Origin of the sequence: Streptomyces sp., from assembly GCF_019510245.1 — a bacterium.
Taxonomy (GTDB): domain Bacteria; phylum Actinomycetota; class Actinomycetes; order Streptomycetales; family Streptomycetaceae; genus Streptomyces.
Genome location: NZ_JAEKKT010000169.1, coordinates 20,177 through 44,372, shown reverse-complemented (window position 1 = coordinate 44,372; position 24,196 = coordinate 20,177). Strand labels below are relative to the sequence as shown.

22 protein-coding genes and 1 pseudogene are annotated in these 24,196 nt (G+C 70.1%); 10 read left to right on the top strand and 13 right to left on the bottom strand.

Features of this window, described 5'->3' with window-relative positions; genetic code table 11:
* From JF597_RS33165 to JF597_RS33155, 3 genes are all read right to left on the bottom strand, one after another.
* Window positions 1-255 (bottom strand): hypothetical protein (locus tag JF597_RS33165; RefSeq protein ID WP_294003771.1); only part of this gene is annotated, 255 nt, incomplete at its 3' end.
* Between the two features lie 99 nt (window positions 256-354).
* Entirely contained in the window at window positions 355-1,422 is a 1,068-nt protein-coding gene (locus JF597_RS33160; protein ID WP_294003768.1) for a CU044_5270 family protein, read from the bottom strand.
* Complete coding sequence (locus JF597_RS33155) at window positions 1,419-2,051, bottom strand: RNA polymerase sigma factor (protein WP_294003765.1); 633 nt, start codon at window positions 2,049-2,051, stop codon at window positions 1,419-1,421. Before JF597_RS33155 ends, JF597_RS33160 begins: the two co-directional genes overlap by 4 nt.
* A 297-nt stretch (window positions 2,052-2,348) precedes the next feature.
* Here JF597_RS33155 and JF597_RS33150 point away from each other — a divergent pair, with 297 nt between their 5' ends.
* Entirely contained in the window at window positions 2,349-2,645 is a 297-nt protein-coding gene (locus tag JF597_RS33150; RefSeq protein ID WP_294003762.1) for a PAS domain-containing protein, read from the top strand.
* 616 nt (window positions 2,646-3,261) lie between these two features.
* On the opposite strand, the gene dctA is transcribed toward JF597_RS33150, so the two are convergent.
* Window positions 3,262-4,659, bottom strand: a complete 1,398-nt coding sequence (gene dctA, locus JF597_RS33145) for a C4-dicarboxylate transporter DctA (protein WP_294003759.1) — start codon at window positions 4,657-4,659, stop codon at window positions 3,262-3,264.
* Window positions 4,656-5,774 (bottom strand): PrpF domain-containing protein, encoded by a 1,119-nt coding sequence (locus tag JF597_RS33140; RefSeq protein WP_294003756.1) that lies wholly within the window; start codon window positions 5,772-5,774, stop codon window positions 4,656-4,658. Before JF597_RS33140 ends, dctA begins: the two co-directional genes overlap by 4 nt.
* 146 nt (window positions 5,775-5,920) lie before the next feature.
* Between JF597_RS33140 and JF597_RS33135 the strand changes: the two genes are divergently transcribed.
* The 3 genes and pseudogenes from JF597_RS33135 to JF597_RS33125 all read left to right on the top strand — a co-directional run bounded on the left by JF597_RS33135 (window position 5,921) and on the right by JF597_RS33125 (window position 9,199).
* The gene (locus JF597_RS33135) at window positions 5,921-6,826 is read left to right on the top strand and encodes a LysR family transcriptional regulator (RefSeq protein WP_294003753.1); all 906 of its coding nucleotides are present in this window, start codon (window positions 5,921-5,923) and stop codon (window positions 6,824-6,826) included.
* A 90-nt stretch (window positions 6,827-6,916) separates the two neighbouring features.
* A pseudogene (locus JF597_RS33130) lies at window positions 6,917-7,123 on the top strand (SpoIIE family protein phosphatase); the annotation flags it as partial.
* Window positions 7,124-7,501: 378 nt separating this feature from the next.
* Window positions 7,502-9,199, top strand: a complete 1,698-nt coding sequence (locus JF597_RS33125; protein WP_294003751.1) for an RICIN domain-containing protein — start codon at window positions 7,502-7,504, stop codon at window positions 9,197-9,199.
* A gap of 394 nt (window positions 9,200-9,593) precedes the next feature.
* On the opposite strand, the gene JF597_RS33120 is transcribed toward JF597_RS33125, so the two are convergent.
* From JF597_RS33120 to JF597_RS33105, 4 genes are all read right to left on the bottom strand, one after another.
* Entirely contained in the window at window positions 9,594-11,978 is a 2,385-nt protein-coding gene (locus JF597_RS33120) for a non-reducing end alpha-L-arabinofuranosidase family hydrolase (RefSeq protein ID WP_294003777.1), read from the bottom strand.
* Window positions 11,979-12,279: 301 nt separating this feature from the next.
* Window positions 12,280-13,065: a hypothetical protein gene (locus tag JF597_RS33115; protein WP_294003749.1), complete on the bottom strand. Its 786-nt coding sequence runs from the start codon at window positions 13,063-13,065 to the stop codon at window positions 12,280-12,282.
* Window positions 13,062-13,592: a SigE family RNA polymerase sigma factor gene (locus JF597_RS33110; RefSeq protein WP_294003747.1), complete on the bottom strand. Its 531-nt coding sequence runs from the start codon at window positions 13,590-13,592 to the stop codon at window positions 13,062-13,064. Before JF597_RS33110 ends, JF597_RS33115 begins: the two co-directional genes overlap by 4 nt.
* Before the next feature lie 156 nt (window positions 13,593-13,748).
* Complete coding sequence (locus JF597_RS33105; RefSeq protein ID WP_294003745.1) at window positions 13,749-13,973, bottom strand: hypothetical protein; 225 nt, start codon at window positions 13,971-13,973, stop codon at window positions 13,749-13,751.
* Between the two features lie 63 nt (window positions 13,974-14,036).
* Here JF597_RS33105 and JF597_RS55720 point away from each other — a divergent pair, with 63 nt between their 5' ends.
* On the top strand, window positions 14,037-14,516 hold the full coding sequence (locus JF597_RS55720) for a hypothetical protein (protein WP_366916476.1): 480 nt from the start codon (window positions 14,037-14,039) through the stop codon (window positions 14,514-14,516).
* Between the two features lie 51 nt (window positions 14,517-14,567).
* Window positions 14,568-15,521 carry a nuclear transport factor 2 family protein gene (locus tag JF597_RS33095; protein ID WP_294003743.1) on the top strand — a complete coding sequence of 318 codons (954 nt, stop codon included), beginning with the start codon at window positions 14,568-14,570 and terminating at the stop codon, window positions 15,519-15,521.
* Here JF597_RS33095 and JF597_RS33090 read toward each other — a convergent pair.
* Both JF597_RS33090 and JF597_RS33085 read right to left on the bottom strand, forming a co-directional pair.
* Window positions 15,518-15,997 carry a hypothetical protein gene (locus JF597_RS33090; protein ID WP_294003741.1) on the bottom strand — a complete coding sequence of 160 codons (480 nt, stop codon included), beginning with the start codon at window positions 15,995-15,997 and terminating at the stop codon, window positions 15,518-15,520. The two genes, JF597_RS33095 and JF597_RS33090, sit on opposite strands and share 4 nt — an antisense overlap.
* Before the next feature lie 138 nt (window positions 15,998-16,135).
* Window positions 16,136-16,573 carry a MarR family transcriptional regulator gene (locus JF597_RS33085; RefSeq protein WP_030319631.1) on the bottom strand — a complete coding sequence of 146 codons (438 nt, stop codon included), beginning with the start codon at window positions 16,571-16,573 and terminating at the stop codon, window positions 16,136-16,138.
* A gap of 610 nt (window positions 16,574-17,183) precedes the next feature.
* Here JF597_RS33085 and JF597_RS33080 point away from each other — a divergent pair.
* The 4 genes from JF597_RS33080 to JF597_RS33065 all read left to right on the top strand — a co-directional run bounded on the left by JF597_RS33080 (window position 17,184) and on the right by JF597_RS33065 (window position 20,092).
* Window positions 17,184-17,990, top strand: a complete 807-nt coding sequence (locus JF597_RS33080; RefSeq protein ID WP_294003737.1) for an MBL fold metallo-hydrolase — start codon at window positions 17,184-17,186, stop codon at window positions 17,988-17,990.
* Window positions 17,991-17,992: 2 nt separating this feature from the next.
* Window positions 17,993-18,403, top strand: a complete 411-nt coding sequence (locus tag JF597_RS33075) for a nuclear transport factor 2 family protein (protein WP_294003735.1) — start codon at window positions 17,993-17,995, stop codon at window positions 18,401-18,403.
* 35 nt (window positions 18,404-18,438) lie between these two features.
* Complete coding sequence (locus JF597_RS33070) at window positions 18,439-18,819, top strand: nuclear transport factor 2 family protein (protein WP_294003733.1); 381 nt, start codon at window positions 18,439-18,441, stop codon at window positions 18,817-18,819.
* A gap of 121 nt (window positions 18,820-18,940) precedes the next feature.
* Complete coding sequence (locus JF597_RS33065) at window positions 18,941-20,092, top strand: ABC transporter substrate-binding protein (RefSeq protein ID WP_294003731.1); 1,152 nt, start codon at window positions 18,941-18,943, stop codon at window positions 20,090-20,092.
* A gap of 304 nt (window positions 20,093-20,396) precedes the next feature.
* Here the strand turns inward: JF597_RS33065 and JF597_RS33060 are convergent, their stop codons facing one another.
* Both JF597_RS33060 and JF597_RS33055 read right to left on the bottom strand, forming a co-directional pair.
* On the bottom strand, window positions 20,397-20,522 hold the full coding sequence (locus JF597_RS33060) for a hypothetical protein (protein WP_294003729.1): 126 nt from the start codon (window positions 20,520-20,522) through the stop codon (window positions 20,397-20,399).
* 163 nt (window positions 20,523-20,685) lie between these two features.
* Window positions 20,686-23,340 carry an RICIN domain-containing protein gene (locus JF597_RS33055; RefSeq protein ID WP_294003727.1) on the bottom strand — a complete coding sequence of 885 codons (2,655 nt, stop codon included), beginning with the start codon at window positions 23,338-23,340 and terminating at the stop codon, window positions 20,686-20,688.
* Between the last annotated feature and the right edge of the window lie 856 nt (window positions 23,341-24,196).

The window sequence follows — 24,196 nt, the reverse complement described above, 5'->3', positions numbered from 1 at the left end:
TGTACCGCTGTTACGCCCAACGGCGTCGGCGGGGACGACGTATTGGTCGCCGCCGACGCCGCGCACCGACACCGGGACGTGCTCACGGCCCGGTGCCTGCCGTACACCCGTCACCCGGCCCCGGGCGTCCGGGGCGACCCGGTCGCCGGTGAGGAGGGTGACGTAGCGGGCTGCCGGGGCGGCCGGGCCCGCCGCCCGCGCGCCGGGGGCGGAGCCGCCCGGCGCCACGACCGTGGCCGCCGACTCCGTCCGCACGCCGCGACCGGAGCCCGTGGCCGCCACCGACACGCCCGTCGTCAGCCCTGCCGGCAGCAGGGCGGCCGGCGAGGCGGCGGTCGTTGTTCCGTCCCGCGTTCAGCTCGCCTGCCCGGGGATCTGCTTGTTGGCGTCGACGATGCTGCGGTCTGTGATCGCGCTGGTGAAGGTGACGGTGCCCACCTTGAACTGGCTGTCCGCCACCTTCTTGACCACCACGGTGCGCTCGCCGAGGAACCGCAGGCTGTTCTTGTCGAAGATCCACTCGGTGCGCTCGCCGTCGGCGGGGTTCTCGCGGGCGATCGCGATTCCGTGCCGGCCCGTGGCGTCGGTCGCGTCGTCCACCGCGACGACCCCGGGGATCTTGGCCGCGGCCCTGTAGAGGGCGGCGCCGACCTTGGCAGGCGGGTAGCTCTCGGTCAGCAGGTCGCCGATGGCGACGAAGGCGGCCTGGTCGCGTGGGACTTCGGCGTCCCGGTGGGCGTCCGACTCACGGTAGATCCGCTGCAGCAGCGCATCGGGGTCGGTGGGCAGCTCGGCCAGGGTGTCGTAGGCACTGGCCGACGGGACCTTGCTCGCCAGGGTGACGCCGTTGTCACCGGTCTGGCCGGCCTCGATCAGCCAGCCGTCCTTGCCGTCGAGGGAGCTCCAGACCTGGCGGGAGTGCAGCTTGTCACTGACCACCTTGGAGCCGTCGCCGTCTTCCCGGTAGTAGGTGCTGGCCACCTTCGAGGCGATGTAGACGTACTGGCCCTGGTGCGGGGTGGGCACGGAGGTGTCGGCGGCGGCCAGGGAGATGCGGTCGAGGAGCTCGGGGGCACCCTTGGCGTCGGCGGTGCCGACCTGGGTGGTCAGGGCGGGGCCGGTGGCCAGGGCGGTCTTGCCGTCGTCCGCGCCGCCGCCGGTGAGGGCGAGGCCGCCCGCGACCGCGCCGGCCAGGGTGAAGGCCATGGCGGGCAGCAGGACCGTACGGCGCAGGAACGGGTTGGGGCGCTTCACGGGCGCGACGTGGGTGGCGGTGCGGAGGTCTTCGTGGATCTGGGCCATCATCTGCTCCTTGTGCAACTGGTGACGGCCCGCCGGCAGATCCCGCTCTGCGGAGGGCAGCAGACCCTGCGTCTCCGTCCACTCAGCCGGGTGAGGCTGGTGGGAGGGGCTGGCGTTCATCGGTTTCCTTCCTGTACGGACCGGACCGCGTATCCGCGATCACCTGTTATCTGCCGGTTCGTGCGGGTGGGTTCCCGTTTTTCTTCGAGCAGTTGTGCGTCGGCGAGTTTTCGCAGTCGGGTGCGGGCGCGGGAGAGGCGGGAGCGGACGGTGCCGACCGGGATGCCGAGGGCGCGGGCCGCTTCGGCGTACCCCATCCCCTCGTACAGGCACAGCGTCAGGACCTCGCGCTCGGGGCGCTTGAGGAGGCTGAGGGCGGCCAGGGTGGCGTTGAGCCGACGCCGGTCGTCCACGCGTCCGGCGGTCTCCTCGGCGTGGTCGTCGATCTGTTCCCCGGCGGCGTTCGCGGCGGCCGCGGCGCTTGCCGCTTTGCGGTAGCGGCGGTTGCTGCGGTGGTGGGAGCGGGCGACGTTGGTGGCGATGCCCAGCAGCCACGGCCGCAGTGAGCCCCCCGCGGCTTCGACCGAGGCACGGCGGCGCCACGCCTCCATGAAGGTGGTCGACATGACGTCCTCGGCCAGCGACCAGTCGGCGGTCAGCCGGAAGGCGTGGTTGTACACCGCGCGGGCACACTCGTCGAAGAGTGCCGCGAAGGCGTCCGGATCCCCGTTGCGCACCCGGGTTCGCATATCTGTGGTCACCTCTTGAACTGCCGGTCGGCGTATACGAGTTCCAGTGAGCTACGTCACGCAAGTCGCACTGACCCCCGCGGCGGCTACCAGCAGAGCCCCAGTGTTGCCGTTCAGTGAGCGGTGCGGTGGGCGAAGCGCAGGGAGCCGAAGTGCACGGCGGCGCCCGGGGCGCGGGCGCGGGCCAGGACTCCCGCGCCCGGGAGTGTGCGTCCGCAAGCCGACGCCTCGGGCAGGGATGACTGTCCGCGTGATGTTGCAGTCGGCGCCCCCCACGGTGGCCTGTGCGTGCGGCCCGTGCTGCGGGACGACGGGTCGGTGGCGTGGGGGATCTTCCTGCCATCTGCGGACGGGATGGCGCCCGGCGTCGAGAGCGTGGTGCTCAAGGCGCTGTCCGCCCACACGGCAGGGGCTCTGTTCGTGTCGGACGAGAAGTTGCACGTCGTGTCGGCCAATGCGGCGGCGCAGGCCCTGTCCGGCGCGAGCGCGCGGCAGATGCTGGGACGCCCCCTCACCGATGCATGGCCTCTTTCGTCCCCCCCGGCGAACTGGGGAACATGCTGCGCCAGGCCATGGCGGACGGTACGTCGGTGACGGACGACGTCATGCGGACGGCCGCGAAGAATGATCCCCAGCACACCCATGTCGTCTCGGTGTTTCCCCTGCGGGACTCACGGGGGGCGGTGGTCGTCGCGCACGACGTGACGGATCAGGAGAAGGCGCGCCGCGGAGTCCAGGCCCTGTATGCCGTCCGGGAGCGGGTGGGACAGACCCTGGATGTGGTGGCCACCTGCCAGGAGTTGGTCCGCTCCCTGGTCCCCGGGTTCGCCGACATCGCCGTGGTGGAAGTGGTGGACCCTGTGGTGCGTGGAGAAGAACCATCGCTGAGCCCTCTGGGACGGGACGTACCGCTGCGCCGGGGCTGGCGGAGACCACGACGACCACCGTCCCGGTGCGGACGGCCGTCTGCTTGGCGATGCTGCTGCGCCCGCCGGCGGAGAAGGTCAGCAGTTGGCTCCCATGCTCGTCGCCCAGCCGGGCGACGAGCACCTTCAAAGTCGTGACCATGACGGGTGTACCGCCGGCGAGGACCTGGTAGACGGGGCAGGGCCCGCGCTGTGCCTCACGCACGCTGACTGACACGCACTTGTCGCAGCCCACGGTGATGGCATCCGTCTCGGCGGTGAGATCGGTCAGGACCGCGACGTCGTCAGCTTGCGGCGGGGACGGGGGCGTGGGCTGGTACTGGTGTCTCCGTCGGATCGGGCTCGGCTGTCACCGCGGAGGGAGCGGGGGTGGGGGCGTAGGGGATCTCTCCGCGCAGGACGGCCTTCGCGCGGTCCTCGTCCAGCTCGCCCTCCCAGCGGGCGACGGCCAGGGTGGCGACGCCGTTGCCGACCAGGCTGGTCAGGGCGCGGGCTTCGGACATGAACCGGTCGACGCCGAAGATCAGTGCCAGGGCGGCGGGCGGGACGTGCGGGACGGCGCTGAGGGTGGCGGCCAGGGCGATGAAGCCGGAGCCGGTGACGCCTGCGGCGCCCTTGGAGGTGAGCAGCATGACGGCGAGCATGGCCAGCTGCTGGGTGAGGCTGAGGTCGATGCCGAGGGCCTGGGCGAGGAAGACCGAGCCCATGGTCAGGTAGATGGCGGTGCCGTCGAGGTTGAAGGAGTACCCGGCGGGCAGCGTGATGCCGACGACCGGTTTCGAGGCGCCCGCGTGCTGGAGCTTGGCCATCATGCGCGGCAGGACGGGCTCGGTGGAGGAGGTGCCCAGGACGATCAGCAGTTCTTCCTTGATGTAGCGCAGGAAGGGCAGCAGCCGCAGTCCGTTCAGGCGCATCACGGTCCCGAGGACGACCAGGACGAAGAAGAGGGCGGTCAGCCAGAACGAGCCGACCAGCAGGGCCAGGTGGCGCAGGGTGCCCAGGCCGTAGTTGCCGATGGTGAAGGCCATCGAGCCGAACGCGCCGATGGGGGCCAGCCGCATGATCCAGCGGATGAGCGTGAACAGGACCGCGGAGACCTTCTCGACGCCCCGGGCTATGCCCAGGCCGGCCTCTCCGCTGGCGTGCAGGCCGAATCCGAACAGCACCGACACCAGCAGCACGGGCAGGATCTCGTTGCCGGTCAGGGCGCTGATCAGGGTGGCCGGGATGATGGTGAGGAGGAAGGCGGCGAAGCCCTCGTGGGCCGTGGTCGCCTCCGGCGGCAGGCCCTTGGTGGACAGGGTCGAGAGGTCGATGTGCAGACCGCTGCCCGGTTTGACGACGTTGACGACGACCAGGCCGATCACCATGGCCACGGTCGTCAGCACCTCGAAGTAGACCAGAGCCTTCAGGCTCACGCGGCCGACCGCGCGGGCGTTGCCCATGGAGGCGATGCCGTGCACGACCGTGCAGAAGATGATCGGCGCGATGAACATCTTCACCAGCGCGATGAAGCCGTCGCCGAACGGCTTGAGGTCAGCGCCGACGGACGGCCACAGCCCGCCCACGGCGGCGCCGAGGAGGACGGCGATCAAGCACTGGATGTAGAGGTGGGACAGCATCCGGCGGATGCGGCCCGGTGGTGCGGTGACGGTACCCGGGGCGGCGTCGTTGCGGCTCATGCGGGGCGTCCTTCCAGGACGGGAACGAGGAGTTCGGCTCGGGCGATACGCCGGGCGGCGCGGTGCAGCAGCACCGTGGGGGAGGCGCCGTCCGGTGCGGGGACGGCTTGGGTGGTGATCACGCCGGCGGGGGTGCCCAGGCGCAGCGTGCCGTCGGCGGTCTGCCGGGCGACGCGGTGGGCGAGGGTGCCGGGGGTGGCGGCGGCCGTGGCCAGGGCCACGGCGGAGGTCAGGCCGATCGCCGGGTGCGGGGCGTGCATGGAGACCATGCGCACGGCCAGGTCGTACTCGTCCTGGTTGACGAGGATGCCCTGTGTGGTGCGATAGGGGGCAGGTCGGGCGACGATGCCCACCTTCGGCACCGCGTGGCTGACCGGATCGCCCTCGCGGGCCAGGCCCATGGCCAGCGCTGCCTGGCGGCGCAGCAGTGTCAGCGCGGGCACTGCGGTGGCGAACGCGGTGAGGGATTCCGTGCCGTCGAGGCCGAACGCCTTGGCCTCGAACAGCGCGGCCGGAGCGCCGGCGTCCACCAGGGATGCCTCGACGGGACCGTCCGGGCCGGTCAGCTCGTCCAGTGCCCGGCCGGTCGGCAGTGCGCGGCCGGTCGTCGAGCCCGCCGGGTCCTGAAATCCGAGCAGGACCGGCACGCCGGGCGCCGAGGTACCCGGCACCACGGCCGTGCCCTCCTCCGGGGCCACGCCCGCGGGGGTGGGGAGCGTGCCGGTGAGGCGGGCCCCGGTGTTGACGTTGAGCATGCGGACGGTGGTGGTGTCCGACTCGATCGGCACGAGATCGTGGTGGACGGCGTACAGGGCCACAGCGGTGGCGCAGTTGCCGCAGTTGCTGGCCCACTCCACGCGCTCGTCGCCGATTCCGACCTGTGCGAAGGCGTACTCGACATCCACACCGGCCTCGGTCGACGCCTGTACGACGGCGGCCTTGGAGGTGGTGGAGGAGGCTCCGCCCACGCCGTCGATCTGGCGGGGGTCGGCGGCGTTGAAGGCGGCGAGCAGGAGGGCATCGACGTCCACGCCCGTGGCAGCCATGTCGCGGTGGTCGAAGATCCAGCACTTGCTGGTTCCTCCGCGGATCATCTCGCCCTGCAGACGCAGCACAACCGACTCCTCACAGCCAGGGAAGGGGAAGCCCATCGACGGTCTCGCCGTGCGTGGTGTCCTCCACGGTGGGTTACGGCAGCGTGAAGTACAATCTCGGAAAACTGGATAGCTATTAAGTTGAAGTGAACGCTGGAGGTGGCGGCATGCTCGATGTCCGGCGCATCCTGTTGTTCACGGAGGTCGCCCGGCGCGGCTCGGTGACCGCGACAGCCCGCGCCCTCAACTACACCCCGTCAGCGGTATCGCAGCAGGTCAGCCGCCTGGAAGCGGAGGCAGGACAGCCTCTGCTGGAACGCCATGCCCGGGGCGTCACCCTCACCGACGCCGGACGGGCGCTGGCCGAACGAGGGCAACGGATCGAACGCGAACTGCAGGCCGCGGAAAACGAACTCGCCGACTACGTCGGCCTGCGCGCGGGCACCCTGCGCATCGGCACCTTCCCCACCGTCGGTGCCTCGCTCCTCCCACAGGCCGTGATCGCCTTCCGGGACGCCCACCCCGACGTACGGCTGACCGTCCGCAGCGCCCGCATCGCCGGGCTGTGGACGATGCTGGAGAACCGGGAGATCGAGATGTCCCTCATGTGGGACTACGACTGGAGCCGAATCGACCGGGAGGACATCGTCATCACCCCACTCCTCGATGACCCGCCGGCCCTTCTCGTCAGCGACCACCATCCACTCGCCGGCCGCGACGCCGCCTCACTCGCCGACTTCGCAGACGACTCCTGGATCACCCGCGCCGAGCATCACCCGGTGGCCGGAGCCCTCGTGCGCGGCTGCCGCGCCGTCGGCTTCGAGCCACACATCGCCTACGAGGCCCACGACTACCAGGAGGCCCAGGCCATGGTCGCCGCCGGCATCGGCGTCGCCCTTGCTCCCACCCTGGCCCTGGAGGGCATCCGACCCGGCGTGAACGTCCTGCCCCTCCAGCCGCCGGCCCCCGTCCGCCGCATCCTCCTGGTTCGCATGGCCGACCACTCGCTCACCCCCGCCGCCCTGACCTTCGCCGGACTCCTCCGCGACGCCGCTGCGGCCCGAACCCTCTGACACCGAACCACGCCCACCGGTCATGGAACCGTCGCGCACACCGCCGCCGCGTGGGCGTGGCCGCGACGGCCATCCTGACCGCCCCTCAGGGAAGTCGGGGCCACCTGCCGGTACGCGGTGTACGACCCCGTCTCCGGTCGCTGCGCCATGGCCGGAGCCGGCCACCCGCCGCCGGTCCCGGCCGCCCCCGACGGCACGGTCCGCTTCCTGGAGCTGCCGGCCGGGCCGCCTCTGGGCCGGGGCGGCACGCCCTTCGAGGCCGCCGAGTTCCACGTCGCCGAAAACAGCGTCCTGGCTCGAACCCGGCCGCCCATGGGAGGAGACCTGCGACCGGATCCTGCACGACCTGCTCCCTCAGCCCCGGACGGACCATGTCGCTCTCGTGACCCTGGCCCGTGAACTCGCCAAAAAATTCTGTGGCTCTTCGCGGCAACCTTTTCGGCCTCTCGGACCACTCAGCGTTGTCCGGCCAAGTGGTCCGGTCAGATGCAACGGCTGAAAGAGAGCACAGGCGTGTCCCTGGAACGAGAGCACAGACATGTCCCCGGCCCACCCACGTCATCGGTGGCGTCCCGCGTCGGCGGCCACCGTGCCGACGGCGGCGCGCGCGGTGGCCGCCCGAAGCATCGTGGCCGTCGGTTGCTCGCGCGTCGGGGTCTCTGGGCGGGTCTCTCCATGGTGGTCGTGGCCGGCTCGGCTGTCGTGGTCAGCCAGGCTTCGGCGCAGCCGAAGACTCTGGATCTGAAGAAGTGGTACGTGCTGGTCAACCGCAACAGCGGCAAGGTGCTGGACGACCGCGCCTCCGCCAAGAACGACGGCGCGGCGGTGGTGCAGTGGAGCCGTCACGGCGGCGCCAACCAGCAGTGGCGGTTCATCGACGCGGGTGACGGGTACTACCGGCTGCAGAACCGGAACTCCGGCAAGGTGCTGGACGACCTCGGCTGGTCGAAGACCGCCGGCTCCGCCCTCGTGCAGTGGAAGGACCTGAACGGGGCCAACCAGCAGTTCAAGCTGGCCAAGTCGACGGACGGCTACGTGCGTCTGGTCAATCGCTTCAGTGGCATGGCCGTCGATGTCCACAAGGCCGCCAAGGCCGACGGGAGCGGTGTCGTCCAGAACCGCGACCGGGGCGGCGCCGATCAGCAGTGGCAGCTCGTCCCGGCGGGGAGTGTCGGCGGCTCCGGTACGCCCACCGCGCCGAGCAGCAGCGTTCCCACCAGCCCGGCTCCGAGCAGCTCGCACCCGTCGTCCACGCCGTCGTCCACGCCGTCTCCCGTGGCCGGTGGCGGCAGCTCGGCGACACGTTTCATGGGCAGCGGCACGGTGCTCATCGGCGGCTCGATGTCCGACGCCTCGGCGGCCGCCGCGCCGTTCGACGTGCGGTACGCCTATGTGCACAGCCAGCCCGCGCCCTCCTCGGACTACTACACGGCAGCGAAATGCCAGGACGGATGGTCGGGCTGGTGGGGCTGCTGGAACGGCAGCACCACGGCGCCCGGCACGTACGTGACCTGGCGGGACGACGTGGTGTCCCAGGCGACGTACAAGGGCAGCGCCCGTCCGCAGAAGATGCTCTGGACCTGGTACTCGTTGCGCGACCTCGGGGACGCGGCGGGCGAGGGCGACGGTCCGGGCGAGGTCAAGGCCATCAACCGGGTTGACCTGCTGACCCGTTACCTGAACGACTACCGTTTCTTCCTCCAGAAGATCGGCACGTCGCAGGAAGCGATCGACCTCGAGCCCGACTTCTGGGGCTACGTCCGGTCGCTCGGCGATCCGCACCAGGTTCCCGCGCAGGTCTCGAGCGCGAACCCGAAGGACTGCGGTTCGCAGGAGAACAGCGCCACCGGACTCGCCCAGTGCCTGATCTCGATGGCGCACAAGTACGCGCCGAACACCGCCGTGGGGATGCACCTCTCCTGCTTCGACTGGGAGACCAGCACGCAGGCTTGCGTCAAGTCCTACGAGAGCTTCGGGGCGAAGAACGCCGACTTCCTGGCCACCGACGTGTCGGACCGCGACGCGGGCTGGTACGCACAGCCGGCCCACGGCGGCAGTGACCACTTCTGGAACGACCAGAAGGCCGCCGCCGCGCTGCAGTTCTACAAGACGATGGCCGAGTCCGTGGGCAAGCCGGTGGTCCTGTGGCAGATCCCCGTGGGCAACATGGCGCAGAACAACACCCTCAACCATTACAAGGACGACAAGGTGGACTGGTTCTTCGCACACATGGACCAGGTCGCGAACGCGCACATCGCCGGCCTGTTCTTCGGTCCAGGGCAGCAGGAACAGACCTCGGTCGAAACCGACGGCGGAAACCTGATCAACAAGACGATCGCGTACCACAACTCGGGCGGTACGGCACTCAAGTAGGCGAAGCCGACGAATGCGCCCCCATCTCTTCGATGGGGGCGCATTTCGTCGTCTTCGTCGGGCTGAGGACTTCTCCGGTCGGCGCCGGTCATGCCGCCGTCGGTGCGGGCGCCGATCGAGGCGGCCTCGGCGAAGGGGATGATCGTGCTGACAGGTGACGGCGGGGAAGCCGAGTTCGACCGCGAGGCCGGGGGAGTGCGGGCCGCGCCGGTCGAGGAATGCGTCGCTGCGGCGGAAGGTGAATGCGGCCCGGGACGCCGGTGCCCACGCCGCGCAGGACCAGGAGCACACCCATCAGCCCGACCAGCCTCGCCGAGCCTCCGTCCGGTCCCCGAACGACGGGAACCCCAGCCGGCGCACGGCTGGGGTTCCTCGACGAGGCGGTGAGCAGCGGTCAGCGCTGCAGGGTGAGGACGCCCGGCCGCCACGGCAGTCGGTCGTAGGGGCCGGTCGCGGTGGGGGACTTGCCCTGGTAGAGGAACTGCAGGTGGCAGGGGTCGATGGTCATGGTCTGGTCGGGGTTGGTGCGGACCAGGTCACCATGGCTGATGTCGTTGGTCCAGGTGGCACCGCTGTTGGCCTTGCCCGCGAACGGGCTGCTCTCGGTGGCGGCCTGCGGGGCCCACGGACCGTTCAGGCTGGTGGCGGTGAACGAGCGGAAGTAGCGCTGCTCGTTCGCGCCCCTGGCCTCGACGATCATGAGGTACTGGTTCTGGCCCTGGACCTTGTAGACCTGCGGTGCCTCGAACAGGTTCTTCGTCGTGTCGCTCATGACCGTCGTGTACGACGAGCCGAAGCTGCCCGGGAAGTTCCCGATCGGCATGCTCGACCGGTAGATCTTGCCGTTGTCGCCGGCGAAGAACAGGTACATGTTCTGGCCGTCAGCGATCAGGGTCTGGTCGATCGGGCCGGTGGCGGATTCGGTGCGGGGGATGCTGCCGGTGAACAGCGGCTGCGGCGCGGACCAGCCGTCGGGGTTGGTGGGGTCGCTGGAGGTGCGGTAGACGAAGGCCGACGCGCCCCACTGGGACGCCAGCACCCAGATGTTCTTGGGCGCGAAGTAGAACAGTGTGGGCGCCACCGCTTTCTGGCTCATGCCGGTCTGGCCGGCCGAGGCCATGTCCGCCCAGTTCGTGAAGGGCTTGAACATCATCGAGCCGTACGACGATCCCGACACGTCCGACGCGTAGACCAGGTGCTTGCCGTTGTACGTCACGGTGGTGAAGTCCTTCACCGCGTCCCACCCGTTCGCCGGCTGCGCCAACGCACCCGTCGAGGTCCACCGGTACGTCGACGGAAGAGCACATGTGTCGCTCTTCGGGGCCGCGGTCGGCTTGAAGTTCCAGTGCTGGTTGGCACCGCCGTTGGTGTCCCAGATCTGGACGGGAGTGCCGTTGGCGGTCCGACCGCCGGGGATCTCCAGTGCCCGGCCGCTGGCGACGTTCGTCAGGGTGTAGGAGCCGTCGCTGATCCGGGTGGCCCGCCAGTGCTGGTTGGCACCGCCGTTGGAGTCCCAGACCTCCATCCTCGTCCCGTTGCCCGTCTGGTTGCCCGGCTCGTCCAGTACCCGGCCGCTGGCGACGTTGGTCAGCGTGTAGGAGCCATCGCTGTTCCGGCCGGCCCGCCACTGCTGGTTGGAGGCGCCGCCGGCGTCCCACACCTGGAGCGGGGTGCCGTTGCCGTTCTGTCCCGCGGGCTCGTCGAGAATGCGTCCGGTGGCCGCGTCGGAGAGCGTGTAGACGGTGCCGGAGGTGATGTCCCCGGCCTGCGTGCCGCCGCTGCCGGTACTGCCCAGAGCGGTCAGCACGGCGCTGTAGGCGGGCTTCTTGTCGCCGCCCGCGTCGAACAGCAGGGGGTTCTCACCGGTGCGCCAGGAGTCGCTGTCGCGGATGCCCCACACGGTGATGCCGGTGCAGCGGGCGACGTTGAGGCAGTCCTGCACGGTGTTGGCGTACGCGGTGGCGGACGCCTGGGCGATGTCGAGTTCGGTGATCTGGACGTCCACGCCGAGCGCGGCGAACTTGGACAGTGTGGTCTGGAAGCCGGCCGGAGGGCCGCCGGCGCCGAAGTGGCTCTGGAAGCCGACGCAGTCGATGGGTACGCCGCGGGACTTGAAGTCCTTGACCATCGCGTAGACGCCCTGGGTCTTGGCGTCGGTCCAGTTCTCGATGTTGTAGTCGTTGTAGCAGAGCTTGGCCGCCGGGTCGGCGGCCCGCGCGGTGCGGAACGCCTCCTCGATGAAGCCGTTGCCCAGCACGTCCTGGAAGACCGAGCCGCGGTGCCGGCCGCTGCCGTCGTCGGCGAACGCCTCGTTGACCACGTCCCAGGCGTAGATCTTGCCCTTGTAGTGGGTCATCTCCTGGGTGATGTGGTTGTCCATCACACTGCGCAGGGTGTTGGCGTCGGTGATGGACTTGACCCAGCCGGGCAGTTGTGAGTGCCAGACCAGGGTGTGCCCGCGCACGCGCTGGCCGTGCGCGGTGGCGTGGCCCACGATCGAGTCGGCCGGGCCGAAGTTGAAGTTGCCGCGGGAGGGTTCGACGGTGTCCCACTTCATCTCGTTCTCCGGGGTGATCATGTTGAATTCCCGGTCGAGAAGGGTGGAGTACGTCGAGTCGCCGAGCCTGCCCGCGGCCACCGCCGTGCCGAAGTAGCGGCCGCTGCCGGCCGCCGCATCGGCGAGCACGGTCGGCGTGCCGGCGTTCGGCGTCAATGCGGCCTGGGCGACCAGCGGCACGGCAGCACCCACGGCGGCGAGCACCACGGCGGCGGCGATCAGGCGGCGAGTTGCCGGACGGCGGCGATGAGAGGGGTTCTGATCTGGCAACGGCTTGTCCTTCTGGCGAAGTGGACCTTGGTCTCGGCCCCCTGTTTCCTGTCGGTCGCCGCCACGCACAGAAAGGTTGCCGCGATCGAGGGAAGAGTTCACGGCCGCGGTCACCTTCCCCGACGACCCGCCGGTCCCCACGGGTGCACCGGTGCGCCTGGGCACCCGGGGCGACCGAGAGCGCCTCACCGAGGTCTGCTCGACCATCGAGTTGTGCGGCAAGGAGGCTCGTCACCTTGCCGCACAGCGGCGTTCACCGGGTCGGGACGAACCCTCCCCGGACCGACGCGGAGCCGCCCGTACCCTGCCCGTCGACGCGGTAGCCGTCGCCCGCGGCACTGCGGACACTGGTGCCGTTGTTGAACTGCGCGGCGAACTCATGGCTCCCGGCAGGCACGGTCAGGCCCGGCTTGAGGACCCAGCGGTAGACCAGCGTGCCGCCGGCCTCCTGGATGGTGACGGTGAAGTCACCACTCGGCAGGGTCTGCCAGGTGCCGGTGTTCTTCACCCCGCCGGTCTGCACGATCCGCATCTCGATCGTGAGCGAGGTGAGCGGCTGGGTCGTCTTGAGGACGAGGTTGCTCTGCGTCCAGTAGACGGTGCTGCGCGGGTCCACCGAGCCGGCCGACCACAACGGTCCGTTCTGGCTCTCGTCGGCGGTCGGCGACGGACTGGTGGCCGGCGGAGTCGGGCGCACGCTGCCCGGGGTGGTGGCCGGGGCCGGCGCGACGGGGGTGGGGCGGGCCGATGTCGGATGCGGGGAGCTGACGGTCGGGGACGGGGTGGCAGGCGTGGTCACGGTGGGCGACGGCGACGAGGTGGCGACGATGGCGGCGACGGCGAGGCCGCCGGTCGCCAGGATGCCGGTGGCGGCGAGCCCGGCGAGCGCGATCCTGATCCCGGACCTCGCGAACGGCCGTGCGCGGTGACGGACGGCGGGGCCGGCCATGCCGCGTTGCACCCGGGCCAGCATCCTGGCACGGTCGGGCCGGTGAGCCTCGGCGGCCGCGCGCAGCCGGCGGTCGATCTCCTCGTTCACCGGTTCCTCCTCCCTGCCACCAGGTCCCCGCCCGCGCGTGCGCCAAGTATCCTTTCCAGCTCGGCCATTCCCTTCGAGGTCTGGCTCTTCACCGTACCGACCGAGATGCCCAGCGCCGCCGCCGTGTCCTTCTCCGACAGGTCGAAGGCGTGCCGCAGCACCACGCAGGCACGCTTGCGGAACGGCAGCCGGGCGAGCGCCGCGCGGACGTCCAGCACGGCCGCCATGTCCGGCCCCTCCACCTTCTCGGGGCTGCGGGACCAGAAGAGTGTGATCCGGCGTCGCTCGCGCACCGCGCTGCGGATCCGTCCGCGCGCCAGGTTGGCCACCACACCGCGGGCGTAGGCGAGCGGGTGGTCGGCCTGCCGCAACCGGTCCCAGCGCTGCCACAGGGCGACCAGGGCATCCGCCGCGAGGTCGTCCGCCGCGTCGGTCTCACCGGTCAGGAGGTGTGCCAGACGGGCGAGCTCGGCATAGTGGCGTTCGAAGAATTCGTGGAACTCCGCGGACGCGTCATCGAGGACCATCCCCCGGTCGCCCTCTCCTGGCAATGATGTGCGCGTTGATTGCGCGTTCAACAACGGGGAGCGCAGCCTAACAGTGCCCAGCCCTGGATTCGAACAGCGGTCGCGTTCGGTGGCGGGGCGGTGAAGGCGGATCGGTGGGCTGGTCATGTGGGCTGGTCAATGCCGGGCGAACCGGACGCCGGTCGGCTGCGCGGCGTCCGGCTGCACGCCGGTGCCGTCGACGGTCAGCCGCTCCCGGTAGATGTCGGTGATCCTGACACCGGCTCCGCTCCCGGAGCGGCGGCACGCCGGCGCACCGACGACCAGCAGCCCCGAGGCAATGCCCGGGACCAGTCCGCGCCTGCGCCACGGTTGCGGCGCGGCGTGCTTCGTTTCCCTCATGCCCGTCCATCCGGTAGTTCGACTCGGCCTTCCAGCTCCCAGTTGCCGCAGAGGACGAGAAGGTTGCCGCCCCCGACGCTGTTTTCCCGGCGACCGGTGCACGGCACGAAAGGGAACCGTTCCCCGGCTCTCGTCGCGGGAGCCGTCGCACCGGTGGTTGCGGTGGGCGGCGCGATCGCCGCAGACGGCGACATCACCTCGGCCGTCCTGGCGAACCGTGACGTCGTCCTGACCGGCGACGCGGTCGTGCGCGTCCCGCAGGGAACCCACACGCACACCGGCGTGATCAGCGGTGAAGGAGCCCTTCGCGTGTCCGGCACCGGCACGCTGGTCCTCGCCAAGGACAGCACCTTCACCCTGCCGCACTCCCGGCAGCACCAGAGGGTCCGGATCCCGGGCGGCAACCACCCGTTGACCACCTGGCCCACGGCTTCGAGTGCGCCCCGGGCAAGAGCGTCGAGGAGGGGCAAGGAGCGCCAAGGGGCGGCAAAGACGGTTGACATGGACTGCTCCACGGTGGTTATCTGCCAATGCAGAGTTTGAAGCTTCAATCTACTTTCCGGTTTGGCACGCATGAGACGTTTGGAGCGCACCATGCCCCCTACTGCCCCCACCACCCCCGCCCGCAGGGCCGTCGTCGCCTTCCTCGCCGCCGCCGCGGTCCTGGGCGCGACCGCCGTACCCGCCGTGGCGTCCCCGCACGGCCCGGCCGCCGGGCACGCGGCGCACGGCCAGGGCGGCTACGGCGATGCCGCCCGCCTCGGTTACCAGAAGACCGTCGCCATCACCGTCACCAAGAGGGTGTTCGAGCACGGTGACACCGCGGTCGTCGACCGCTACGTACGGCCCGACTACATCCAGCACAACCCGACCGCGGCCGACGGGGCGGCGGGCCTCAAGGCCCTGGCCACCTCGATCCACCAGCAGTTCCCCGACGCCCGCTACAACGTCAAGCGGGTCATCTCCCAGGGCGACCTCGTGATGCTCCACTCCAACGTGGTGCTGGTCCCGGGCACCAAGGGCGCGGCCGTCATCGACATCTTCCGCTTCCAGGGCGGGAAGATCGCCGAGCACTGGGACGTGATCCAGAACGTGCCGGACGCGACGGCCAGTGGCAACGACATGTTCTCGACGCTGAGTTCACCGCAGGTCTCGCAGCCCCTGGACCACCGGCTCACCCAGGCCAACGAGGCACTGGTCGTCAAGGCCTTCGACGAGCTCATAGTCCACAAGGACCTGACCGCCCTCGACCGCTACTGGGACCCCGGCTACCTCCAGCACAACACGCAGATGCAGAGCGGCGTGCCCGCCGCGAAGGTCGGCCTCGGCGGTTACTTCGCCTCGGCACCGCAGCTGACGGTCACCCCGAAGCGGATCATCGCCGAGGGCGACCTGGTGGCCATCCACAGCGACTACGTCAACTATCCGGGAGACCGGGGCACGGCGATCCTGGACCTGTTCCGGGTGCGGAACGGCAAGATCGTCGAGCACTGGGATGTCATCCAGAACGTCCCGGAGACCTCCGCCAACGGCAACGGCATGTTCTAGAGGCCGAGGCCCCGCCCGTCGGCCCCGTGCCGGTCCGTCGGTGCGCACGGTGGCGACCACCGCCCGGGCGGTGCGACCACCGCCCGGGCGCGGGTGCCGTCGGCCGCCTCCCAGGCGCCGCTGACCTGGCCGGCCGCCGTCTCGGGGCGGGTGTCGGGTGCGGTGGGGGCCAGGGCGCGGTGCAGGCGCAGGGCCCCGCCGTCCGCGGCGGTCAGGACGGTGCTCCGCTCGTCGTCGGTGACCTCGACGGGCCACGGCGGGGAAGGGAGAGCGGCGCCCGCGCAGGAACGGGTGACCTCGTGGTCTGGGGTGTCGGTGAGGCTCTGGGCCTGGACGCGGCCCTCGATCAGCGCAGGAGCTGGGCGTACAGCACCGGGGCGTGACAGCCGGCGTAGGCCCAGCGGGGGCCCAGGACGCCGGGAAGCAGCTACCACAGCGTGCTCGCCGAGATCGGCCGCCGGCTGGACGCCGAACACCCCCAGATCACCGAGCCCAGTCAGTACACCCGTCAGACCTGCGCGTCCTGGGCCGCCGCGGTGGACCGGATGGCTGTCGGCGACTTCTCGCAGTGGAGTCCGAAGCCCGCGACGGTGATCCGGATCAAGGGCAGGAACTTACGCGTTCGCGTCGCGGAGCGTGCGCAGGATGCGCTCGAGGTGGCGGCGGTCCTCGGCTGAGAGTGGTCCCGCTAGGTGGTTGCGCAGGTGGGAGACGTGGGCGGTCAGTGCGTGGTCGAGCGCCTGACCGCCCTTGTCGGTCAGTACGGCGAGTGCGGCTCGTCGGTCGGCAGGATCGGGGTCGCGGCGGATGAGTCCCTCCTTTTCCATGCGGTCGGCGAGCCGGGTGAAGCCGCCCGAGCTGAAGGACACGGCCTCTGCCAGGTCCGTCATGCGGAGCTGGTGGCCGGGGGTGCGGCCCAGCCGCAGCAGCACTTCGAACCAGGTGTGCGGTATATCGAGATCGCGGTTCACCAGGGGCTTGATACGGCTGTGGGCCTCCACGAAGAGACCGAAGAGTGTCACGTCGTCGTCGTTCAGCAGTTGCTCGTTCACTCCTCAAGGATGACAGAAGGACATGAGCGGAAGAATCTGCCGTTGCAATATCTGTTGTAGCAGAGATATTGTCTGCGTCGGCAGATACTTCGCCGTGTCCACCCCACAGATGTGGAGTCCGCCCCATGGGAAAGCGCGTCCTGGCCGCCTTCGGCGTCGTAGCGCCCATGGACGGCGGTCTCGCGTCCGGCCTGTCTGCGGCGCGCCCACTTCGGCCGACGCCGCCACCTCCTCCACCGCCGAGCGGACCGGCTCAAACGAGGAGGCCCGGTTGCGGGCGCTGTACCGGCAGGCCGTGGCCGAAGGCGGCCGGCACGTCGTCTTCACCGGTGGTGACAGGTCCGGGCAGGACGACTACCTCAAGAACGCGTTCGAGAAGAAGCCGCGCTGCCCGCGACCGCTACAAGGCCCGCCTCGGCCTCCACATCGGCGATGTACATGGCGCCAACTCGTCCGACCCCACGTCCTCAGCCTCCACCCGATCGACCAGCAGGGCACCCAAGGCTGAACCCCTGCTCGACACGGGCTGCCCGCCTCGACCCGGTTCGCGTCGTACACCGCGCCGCGAGGCGATTTCCCCGACCATCACCCTTCACCCGAGGAAGCACGCATGAGCACTCTCTCCTTCAAGGTCCTCGACCTCGACTTCCCGGCCGGCAGCAAGAACAAGACGGCCACCCTTGTCACCGGTGAGAACGAAGCACTGCTGGTGGACGCCGCCTTCACCCGCGCCGACGGCCACCGCCTGGCCGCCGAGATCCTCGACTCCGGCAAGACGCTGACCACCGTCTTCGTCTCCCACGGCGACCCCGACTTCTACTTCGGCGCCGAGGTGATCGCCGACGCCTTCCCCGAGGCGAGGTTCGTCGCCACCCCGATCGTCATCGAGCACATCAAGCACTCCTACGAGGGCAAGCTGAAGGCCTGGGCGGCGCTCGGCCCGAACCTCCCCACCCGCCTGGTCGACCTGGAGCCGCTGACCGGCGACCTCACCCTGGAGGGCCACCGCTTCGAGCTCAAGGGCGGCCCGGCCGGCCTGCCCGACCGCCACTACCTCTGGCAGGCCGAGCACCGCGCCCTGCTCGGCGGCGTCCTCCTCTTCCAGCAGGAGCACGTCTGGGTCGCCGACACCCCCACCCCCGGCGACCGCGCCGCCTGGATCGACCTGCTCGACGAGATGGCCGCCCTCGACCCGGAACTGGTCGTCCCCGGCCACCGCCTCCCCGGCACCGCGGCCGACGGCTCCGCCATCACCGCCACCCGCGCCTACCTGATCGCCTTCGAGGAGGAGCTGGGCAACGCCGCCGACGGTGCCGCGCTGAACGACGCCCTCGTCAAGCGCTTCCCGGACAACGGCATGCTGATCGCCGCCCAGATCGGCTCGAAGGTCGCCAAGGGCGAGATGAAGTGGGGCTGACGATGAGCGAGTTCGCCTCGTCGACGGCTCCCGCCGACGTCGTCCGCCGCCAGTACCTGGCCTCGGCCGCCGGCGACCTGGACGCCCTGCGCGCCACCCTCGCCCCCGACGTGGAGTGGACGGAGATGGCCGGCTTCCCGCTGGCCGGGACCTATCGCACGCCCGAGGGCGTCACCTCGAACGTCATGGAGCAGCTCGGCAAGGAGTGGGACGGCTGGACCGCCCACGACGACACCTACGTCGTCGACGGCGAGAACGTCGTCGTCCTCGCCCGCTACACCGCGACCAACAAGGCTACGGGCAAGCCGATCGACGTCCGGGTCGCGCACCACTTCGTCGTACGGGGCGGACTCATCGTCCGCTTCGAACAGTTCGTCGACACGGCGCTCGTCCGCGAGGCCATGAACGACTGAGTCGTACCGCACCCACCGCGAGGCAGGAGACAGACATGTCCGCTGAGGACAACAAGGCACTCGTGACCGCCTTCTACGAGCAGGCATTCAACGACTACCAGCCCGAGGCGGCCGCCACCGCACACCTCGGCGAGAGCTACACCCAGCACAACCCCGAGGCGCAGGACGGCCCGGGTGCCTTCGTCGGCTATGTGCACTGGCTGCGCGGGCAGTTCCCCGACCTGCGGCTGGACATCAAGCGCGTGATCGCCGAAGGGGACCTGGTAGTCACCCACAGCAACCTGCACCTCAAGCCCGGCGACCGGGGCATGGCCGTCGCGGACTTCTGGCGCGTCGCCGACGGAAAGATCGTAGAGCACTGGGACGTGATCCAGGAGGTGCCCGAGAAGAGCGCCAACGACAACACCATGTTCTGACCCCACAGCAGCAGCACGGCACCCGTGCCGTACCCGGGCGCCGTGCTGCTGCGCCGCCGTGGTCCAGCCGCACCACACAGACAACCGAACAGAACAGAACGGACAGAGAGGCTCCCCCACCATGACCAGCCTTCCCAGCCGACGCCGCCTGCTTGCCACCGGAGCGGGCGCCGCTCTCGGTCTCGGTGTCGCCGCTGCCTCCGTCACCCCCGCTCAGGCCGCCACCGGCCAAGCCTCTGCGGGGCGCGTGGCGACGGGCGGCGCCGAGGAGAAGCGGACTCTTGACGAGCTCTACCAGGCAGCCCTCGCGGAGGGCGGCAAGCTCGTGCTCTACGCCGGTGGTGACATCTCCAGCCAGGCGGACGGAATCCGCAACGGCTTCAAGAGCCGGTTCCCGGACATCGACCTGACAGTGGTCGTCGACTACAGCAAGTACCACGACGTTCGCGTCGACAACCAGTTCGCGACCGACACCCTGATACCCGACGTCGTACAGCTCCAGACCGTGCAGGACTTCGTGCGCTGGAAGGAGCAGGGCCGCCTGCTCGCCTACAAGCCGGCCGGTTTCTCCAAGCTCTACGCTCCCTTCAAGGACCCGCACGGCGCGTGGGTCGCCGTCCAGGTCAGTGCCTTCAGCTACATGTACGGTCCCGCCGCGGTCGGCTCCGACATCCCCAGCGGTCCGCTCGACCTGGCCGACGCCCGCTGGAAGGGGAAGATCGCCTCCTCCTACCCGCACGACGACGACGCGGTCCTCTACCTCTACACCCTCTACGTGGAGAAGTACGGCTGGGACTGGCTCGCTCGACTGGCCACCCAGGACCTTCAGTTCGCCCGCGGCAGCTACACCCCGAGCGCGGCCGTCACCAGCGGCCAGAAGGCCATCGGCATCGGCGGCTCCGGCGCGCCGCTGTCCACCGGGCCGGTCAAGTGGGTGCTGCCCGAGCAGGCGCCGTTCATGTCCTGGGGACAGCGGGCCGCGATCCTCAAGCAGGCCAAGAACCCCACCGCCGCCAAGCTGTACCTGAACTGGCGGCTCTCCGTCGAGCAGCAGAAGGCCGCCACCAACGGCTGGTCGGTCCGCACCGATGTCACCCCGCCGACCGGGCTGAGGCCCGTCTGGGAGTACCCCAACGGCAACCTCGACGGCTTCCCTCGCTTCATGGCCGACCGCGCGGCGATCGAGCGCTGGAAGCAGACCTTCGCCCTGTACTTCGGTGAGGTGAAGGGCGACCCCTCACCGGGCTGGCTCGGCCTGCACCCCGGAGCCTGACCGCCGACCGGTGCCGCCCGGCCCCGGACTCCCCGCGCGATGGGCCGGCGGCCCGGCAATTCCTGGCCGCCTTACAGGCGACGGACAGACTCAGCGACTCCGGCCCTGCCGACGCTCCTCCCCAGCACTCCGGTGCGGTTTCATGATCTGTCTGGTGAGTTCGTCGCGGATCGTCGTTGGTAGTGACAGCGCCGGGCTGTGGCCTGGTGTTGTCTGTGCCGGTCGGACCAGTGCAGCAGCCCGGCTGTGGACGTGACCGGAGTGGTGAAGACGGCGGCGAGAAGGTGGCGGATCTCCGGGACGGTCACTGGGACAGGTGTGTTGGTGCGGCTGGGGTGGAGTGGGCCGGCGGGCCGGTCCTGGTCGGCGCCCGCGGCAAGACGGCCAGGAAGGCCGGGGCGAGCATGGCGAGTGTGATGTGCGGTGCCATGAGGCCCAGTGTCTGACCGGGTTGAGCTGTCCCAGCCGCACGGCGGCTGGGGTGTCTTCTTTCGTGGACTTTCACGGTGGGTCCGGGGCGACGCACTACGACGCCGCTGCGGATACTCGGGGCCGCAGGCTGTTGTGCCTGCGGCCCCGCCCGAGCATCGGGGTCAGGACGGGTCGCCGTACTGCAGACCGCGTCCGTTGGTGCCGATGTAGACGCGCCCGAAGGTGTCGGGGTCGCCGGTGATGACGCCGACGCTTCCGATGGCGCCCCACTGGTGGGCGTCGTCGTTGATGCGGAGCCAGGTGGCGCCCTTGTCGGTGGAGCGGAAGACTCCGGTGACGTCCTTGACGGTGCCGATCAGGTACAGAGCCTGGTAGTCGGCGCCCGGTGCGGCCTTGCCGAAGCCGAGGGCGGAGGCGGACTTCACCGTGGTGAGTGTGGTGAAGGTGCGGCCGCCGTCGGTGGAGTGCAGCAGCCCCCTGTCACCGCCGGCGATCCACAGGTCCCCGGCGATGCCGGGGACGGCCTTGAGCCGGCCGGAGGGCAGGTTGCCGGCCCGGGCGGTGAAGGTCGCGCCGCCGTCGGTGCTGGCGTAGAGGGTGCCGCCGGACAGGGAGTAGAAGGTGTTGCCCGAGGAGCGGTCGGCGACCACCTCGGCGTCGGTGCCCAGGCCGCTGACCCTCGACCAGCTCGAGCCCTTGTCGGTCGAGCGGTACGGGACCTGACCGTCCTCGGTCCAGACGATGGTGGAGCCGTCCGCCGCAAGTGCGACATGGCCCATCTGGGAGCTGCTGACCGGCTCCGCCTTGAAGCCGTTCCAGCTGCTGCCGCCGTCGGTGGAGTAGGCGCCGTCCTGTTCGCCGCCACGGCCGACGCGGACCATCATCGAGGGGTTGGACTGGGCGAAGTCGATGTCGGTGCTGCTGCTCATCAGCGGGTTCTTCAGCCTCCCGGCGGGTACCTCGGTCAGGGAGCCGCCGTACCGGAAACCGCCTTGGTCGCCCATGGAGGTGATGAGGGTGGCGCCGCCGGGCGGGGCGATCGCGTCCGCCAGCGAGGTCTCCTCCAGCCCGCGGGCCCCGGAGACCCAGTGACTGGTGCCACCGCTGTCGGAGGCATTGGCGTCCTTGCTGCTCCAGATGCCGTTGCCGGTGCCGTACAGCGCGTGCCCGGAGTCGAAGGGGTCGATGGCCAGCGCGGTCATCCAGTGCCCGGTGTGGTCGCCGACGTACGGCGCGCCGGAGGCGTCCCGCGCCGACTTGTCCGCCAGCGCCTTCCAGGTCGTACCGCCGTCGGTGGTGCGGTAGATCTCGTCCTCGGGCCACCAGCGGTCGAGGGTGGTGACCATCACCGTGGACAGCTTCTGCGGGTCGACGGCCAGACCGGAGAACCCGTAGCCGCCCTGCGAGGGGGAGATGTTCCTCCACGCGCCACTGGTCGGGGTGTACTTCCACACCGAGCCCGCCGTCGCGTCCATGGGGCCGATGCTGTTGCTGTAGGACAGGTACAGCGACCCGTCGGCGGTGACCACACCGTGCTGCGGCATCTGGCCGGTGGGCTGCCCGGCAACAGCCTGCCAGCTGCTGCCGCCGTCGGTGGAGCGGTACAGGGGTGTGGACGTGTCGTTGACGCCGACGTATACCGTTTTGCTGCCGGCCGGGCCGTACGTCACGAAGGAGATGCCCGCGCCACTGCCCGCCCCGTCCTTGACGGGGAACGAGGAGACCTGACTCCATGTCACGCCGTAGTCGGTGCTGCGCCACAGGCCGTTCTTGCGGGTGCCCAGCAGCAGGGTGGAGTGGTCGGCGGGGTCGATCGCGAGCCGCTCGCCCGCCCCCCGGCCGGATTCGTTGCCGCCCAGCTTGAACGGCAGGTCGGTCCGCTGGAAGGTACGGCCCCGGTCGGTGGAGCGCAGGATCGCGCCGTTGCCCGCCCAGTCGTTGGTGTAGGTGCCCGTCGCGAGGTAGAGCCGGCCCGGGTCGACGGGGTCGGTGGCCAGCGAGTCGATGCCCAGCAGGTTCCAGTCCTTCTCGCCGAGCCAGTCGGTCAGCGGGATCCACTGCTCGGCCGCGGTGTCCCAGCGGTAGGCGCCGCCCATGTCGGTGCGGGCGTACAGCAGACCCTTCTCCTTCTGGTTGAACACCAGCCCGGTGACGTAACCGCCGCCCACCACCTGGGCGTTCTTCCACACATACGGTCCGGCCGCGGCCGTGGTCTGCGCGCTGCCGGTCCCGGACGCCTGGCTCTCGGCCATCTTCACCAGCTTCCACTGCTGGTTGGTGCCGCCGTGGCCCGGATACTGGATGATCGGCGCGCCCTCGGCCGTGGAGCCTCCGGAGACGTCCAGGACCTGGCCGCTCCTGCGGGAGGTGAGGGTGACGGCGTCGGAACCGCTCACATCGCCGATCCGCCACTCCTGGGAGGTGGCGGAGCTGTCGGTCTGCTGCTCGGCGGCTGCCGCCTGGGCGGTCGATGCGCCGGCTATGCCCAGTACTTTGCCGCTGTTGCGGTTCACCAGCTCGTAGTAGCCGTCCCCGATGGGCTTCAGCTTCCACTGCTGGTTGGCGGTGTGCTGGTCGGTCCACTGCTGGATCCGGGTGCCGTCGGCGGTGGAGAAGCCGTTGACGTCCAGCACCTTGCCGCTGCGCACGGAGACCAGCTCGTAGTAGGCATTGCCGTCGACCGTCGCGGCCTGCGAGTCCTCCTGTACGAACAGGAGGTACGGCACGACGGCGAGGGGCGCGCCGAGCAGCACAGCGGTGGCAGTCCAGCGACGGCGGTGACGCCCGCGGCGCCCGCCGTGCGTAGGGTTCTTCATGGGGAGGTGCTCTCCTTGCATACCGTTCACAGAGGAAAAGCGGGTCGCGGCCATCGGGACTGGCCGGATCCGACTCCTTGTGGTCACAGGCACCGCAAAGGTTGCCGCGAGCCGGAAACTTTTCACTGGCTGACGCTGTCGGGGATGCTTCGGTGGGACAGGGCATGTCCTGGCGGAGGTGCCGAAACGTCCGGCGGACCCGGGCTGGGAGGACGGTTCCCGGCGACGATCGAGGAATGCCTGCAGACCGTCGCCTTCGGGTCCGGGTGCTACGTCATGCCGGCCGGCATGGCCGGCTTCTACCGCCGTGACGACGTCGTCTAACTGACGCTGGAGGGCGTCGCACCGCGCATGGTCGCCCTGGCCTACTCCAAGCACCGGACCATGCCCGAACTCCTCCAGTTCGCCGAGCTCTCGCGCCCCATGCTCGGCCTGGGCCGGGACTGATTCCACGACGAGGCCGAGACCTGGATATGGCGTGGGCTGAACGACGGCACAGCGTACGGACCCGCCACTCCCTCCGACCCGAACGTCATCCGGGGCTCGCGCCACCGGCAGGGCCGTTGTGCCGGTGCCCAAAGAACGGAGATCATGCTGGTCCCGCGCACGTTGTGCGCGGCTGCGTCACGCGTCGACACTGACACACAGGCACCTGCGGTCACAGGACCCGGCATGCCGGAAGGGCGCCCGGCGAGGCGCCCTCACCGTCTCCGCGGTGCGAGGAGGTGACCGGTACCGGATGTCGCCGAGCGGCGCGGCGGGCAGGTGCCGAGTCCGCCGCCTCCTGGTCCGGTCGAATGTCGAACAGCAACTGCGCTGGAGCTCCGCCGGGCGTACCAGTCGAGGTGCCGCCTCA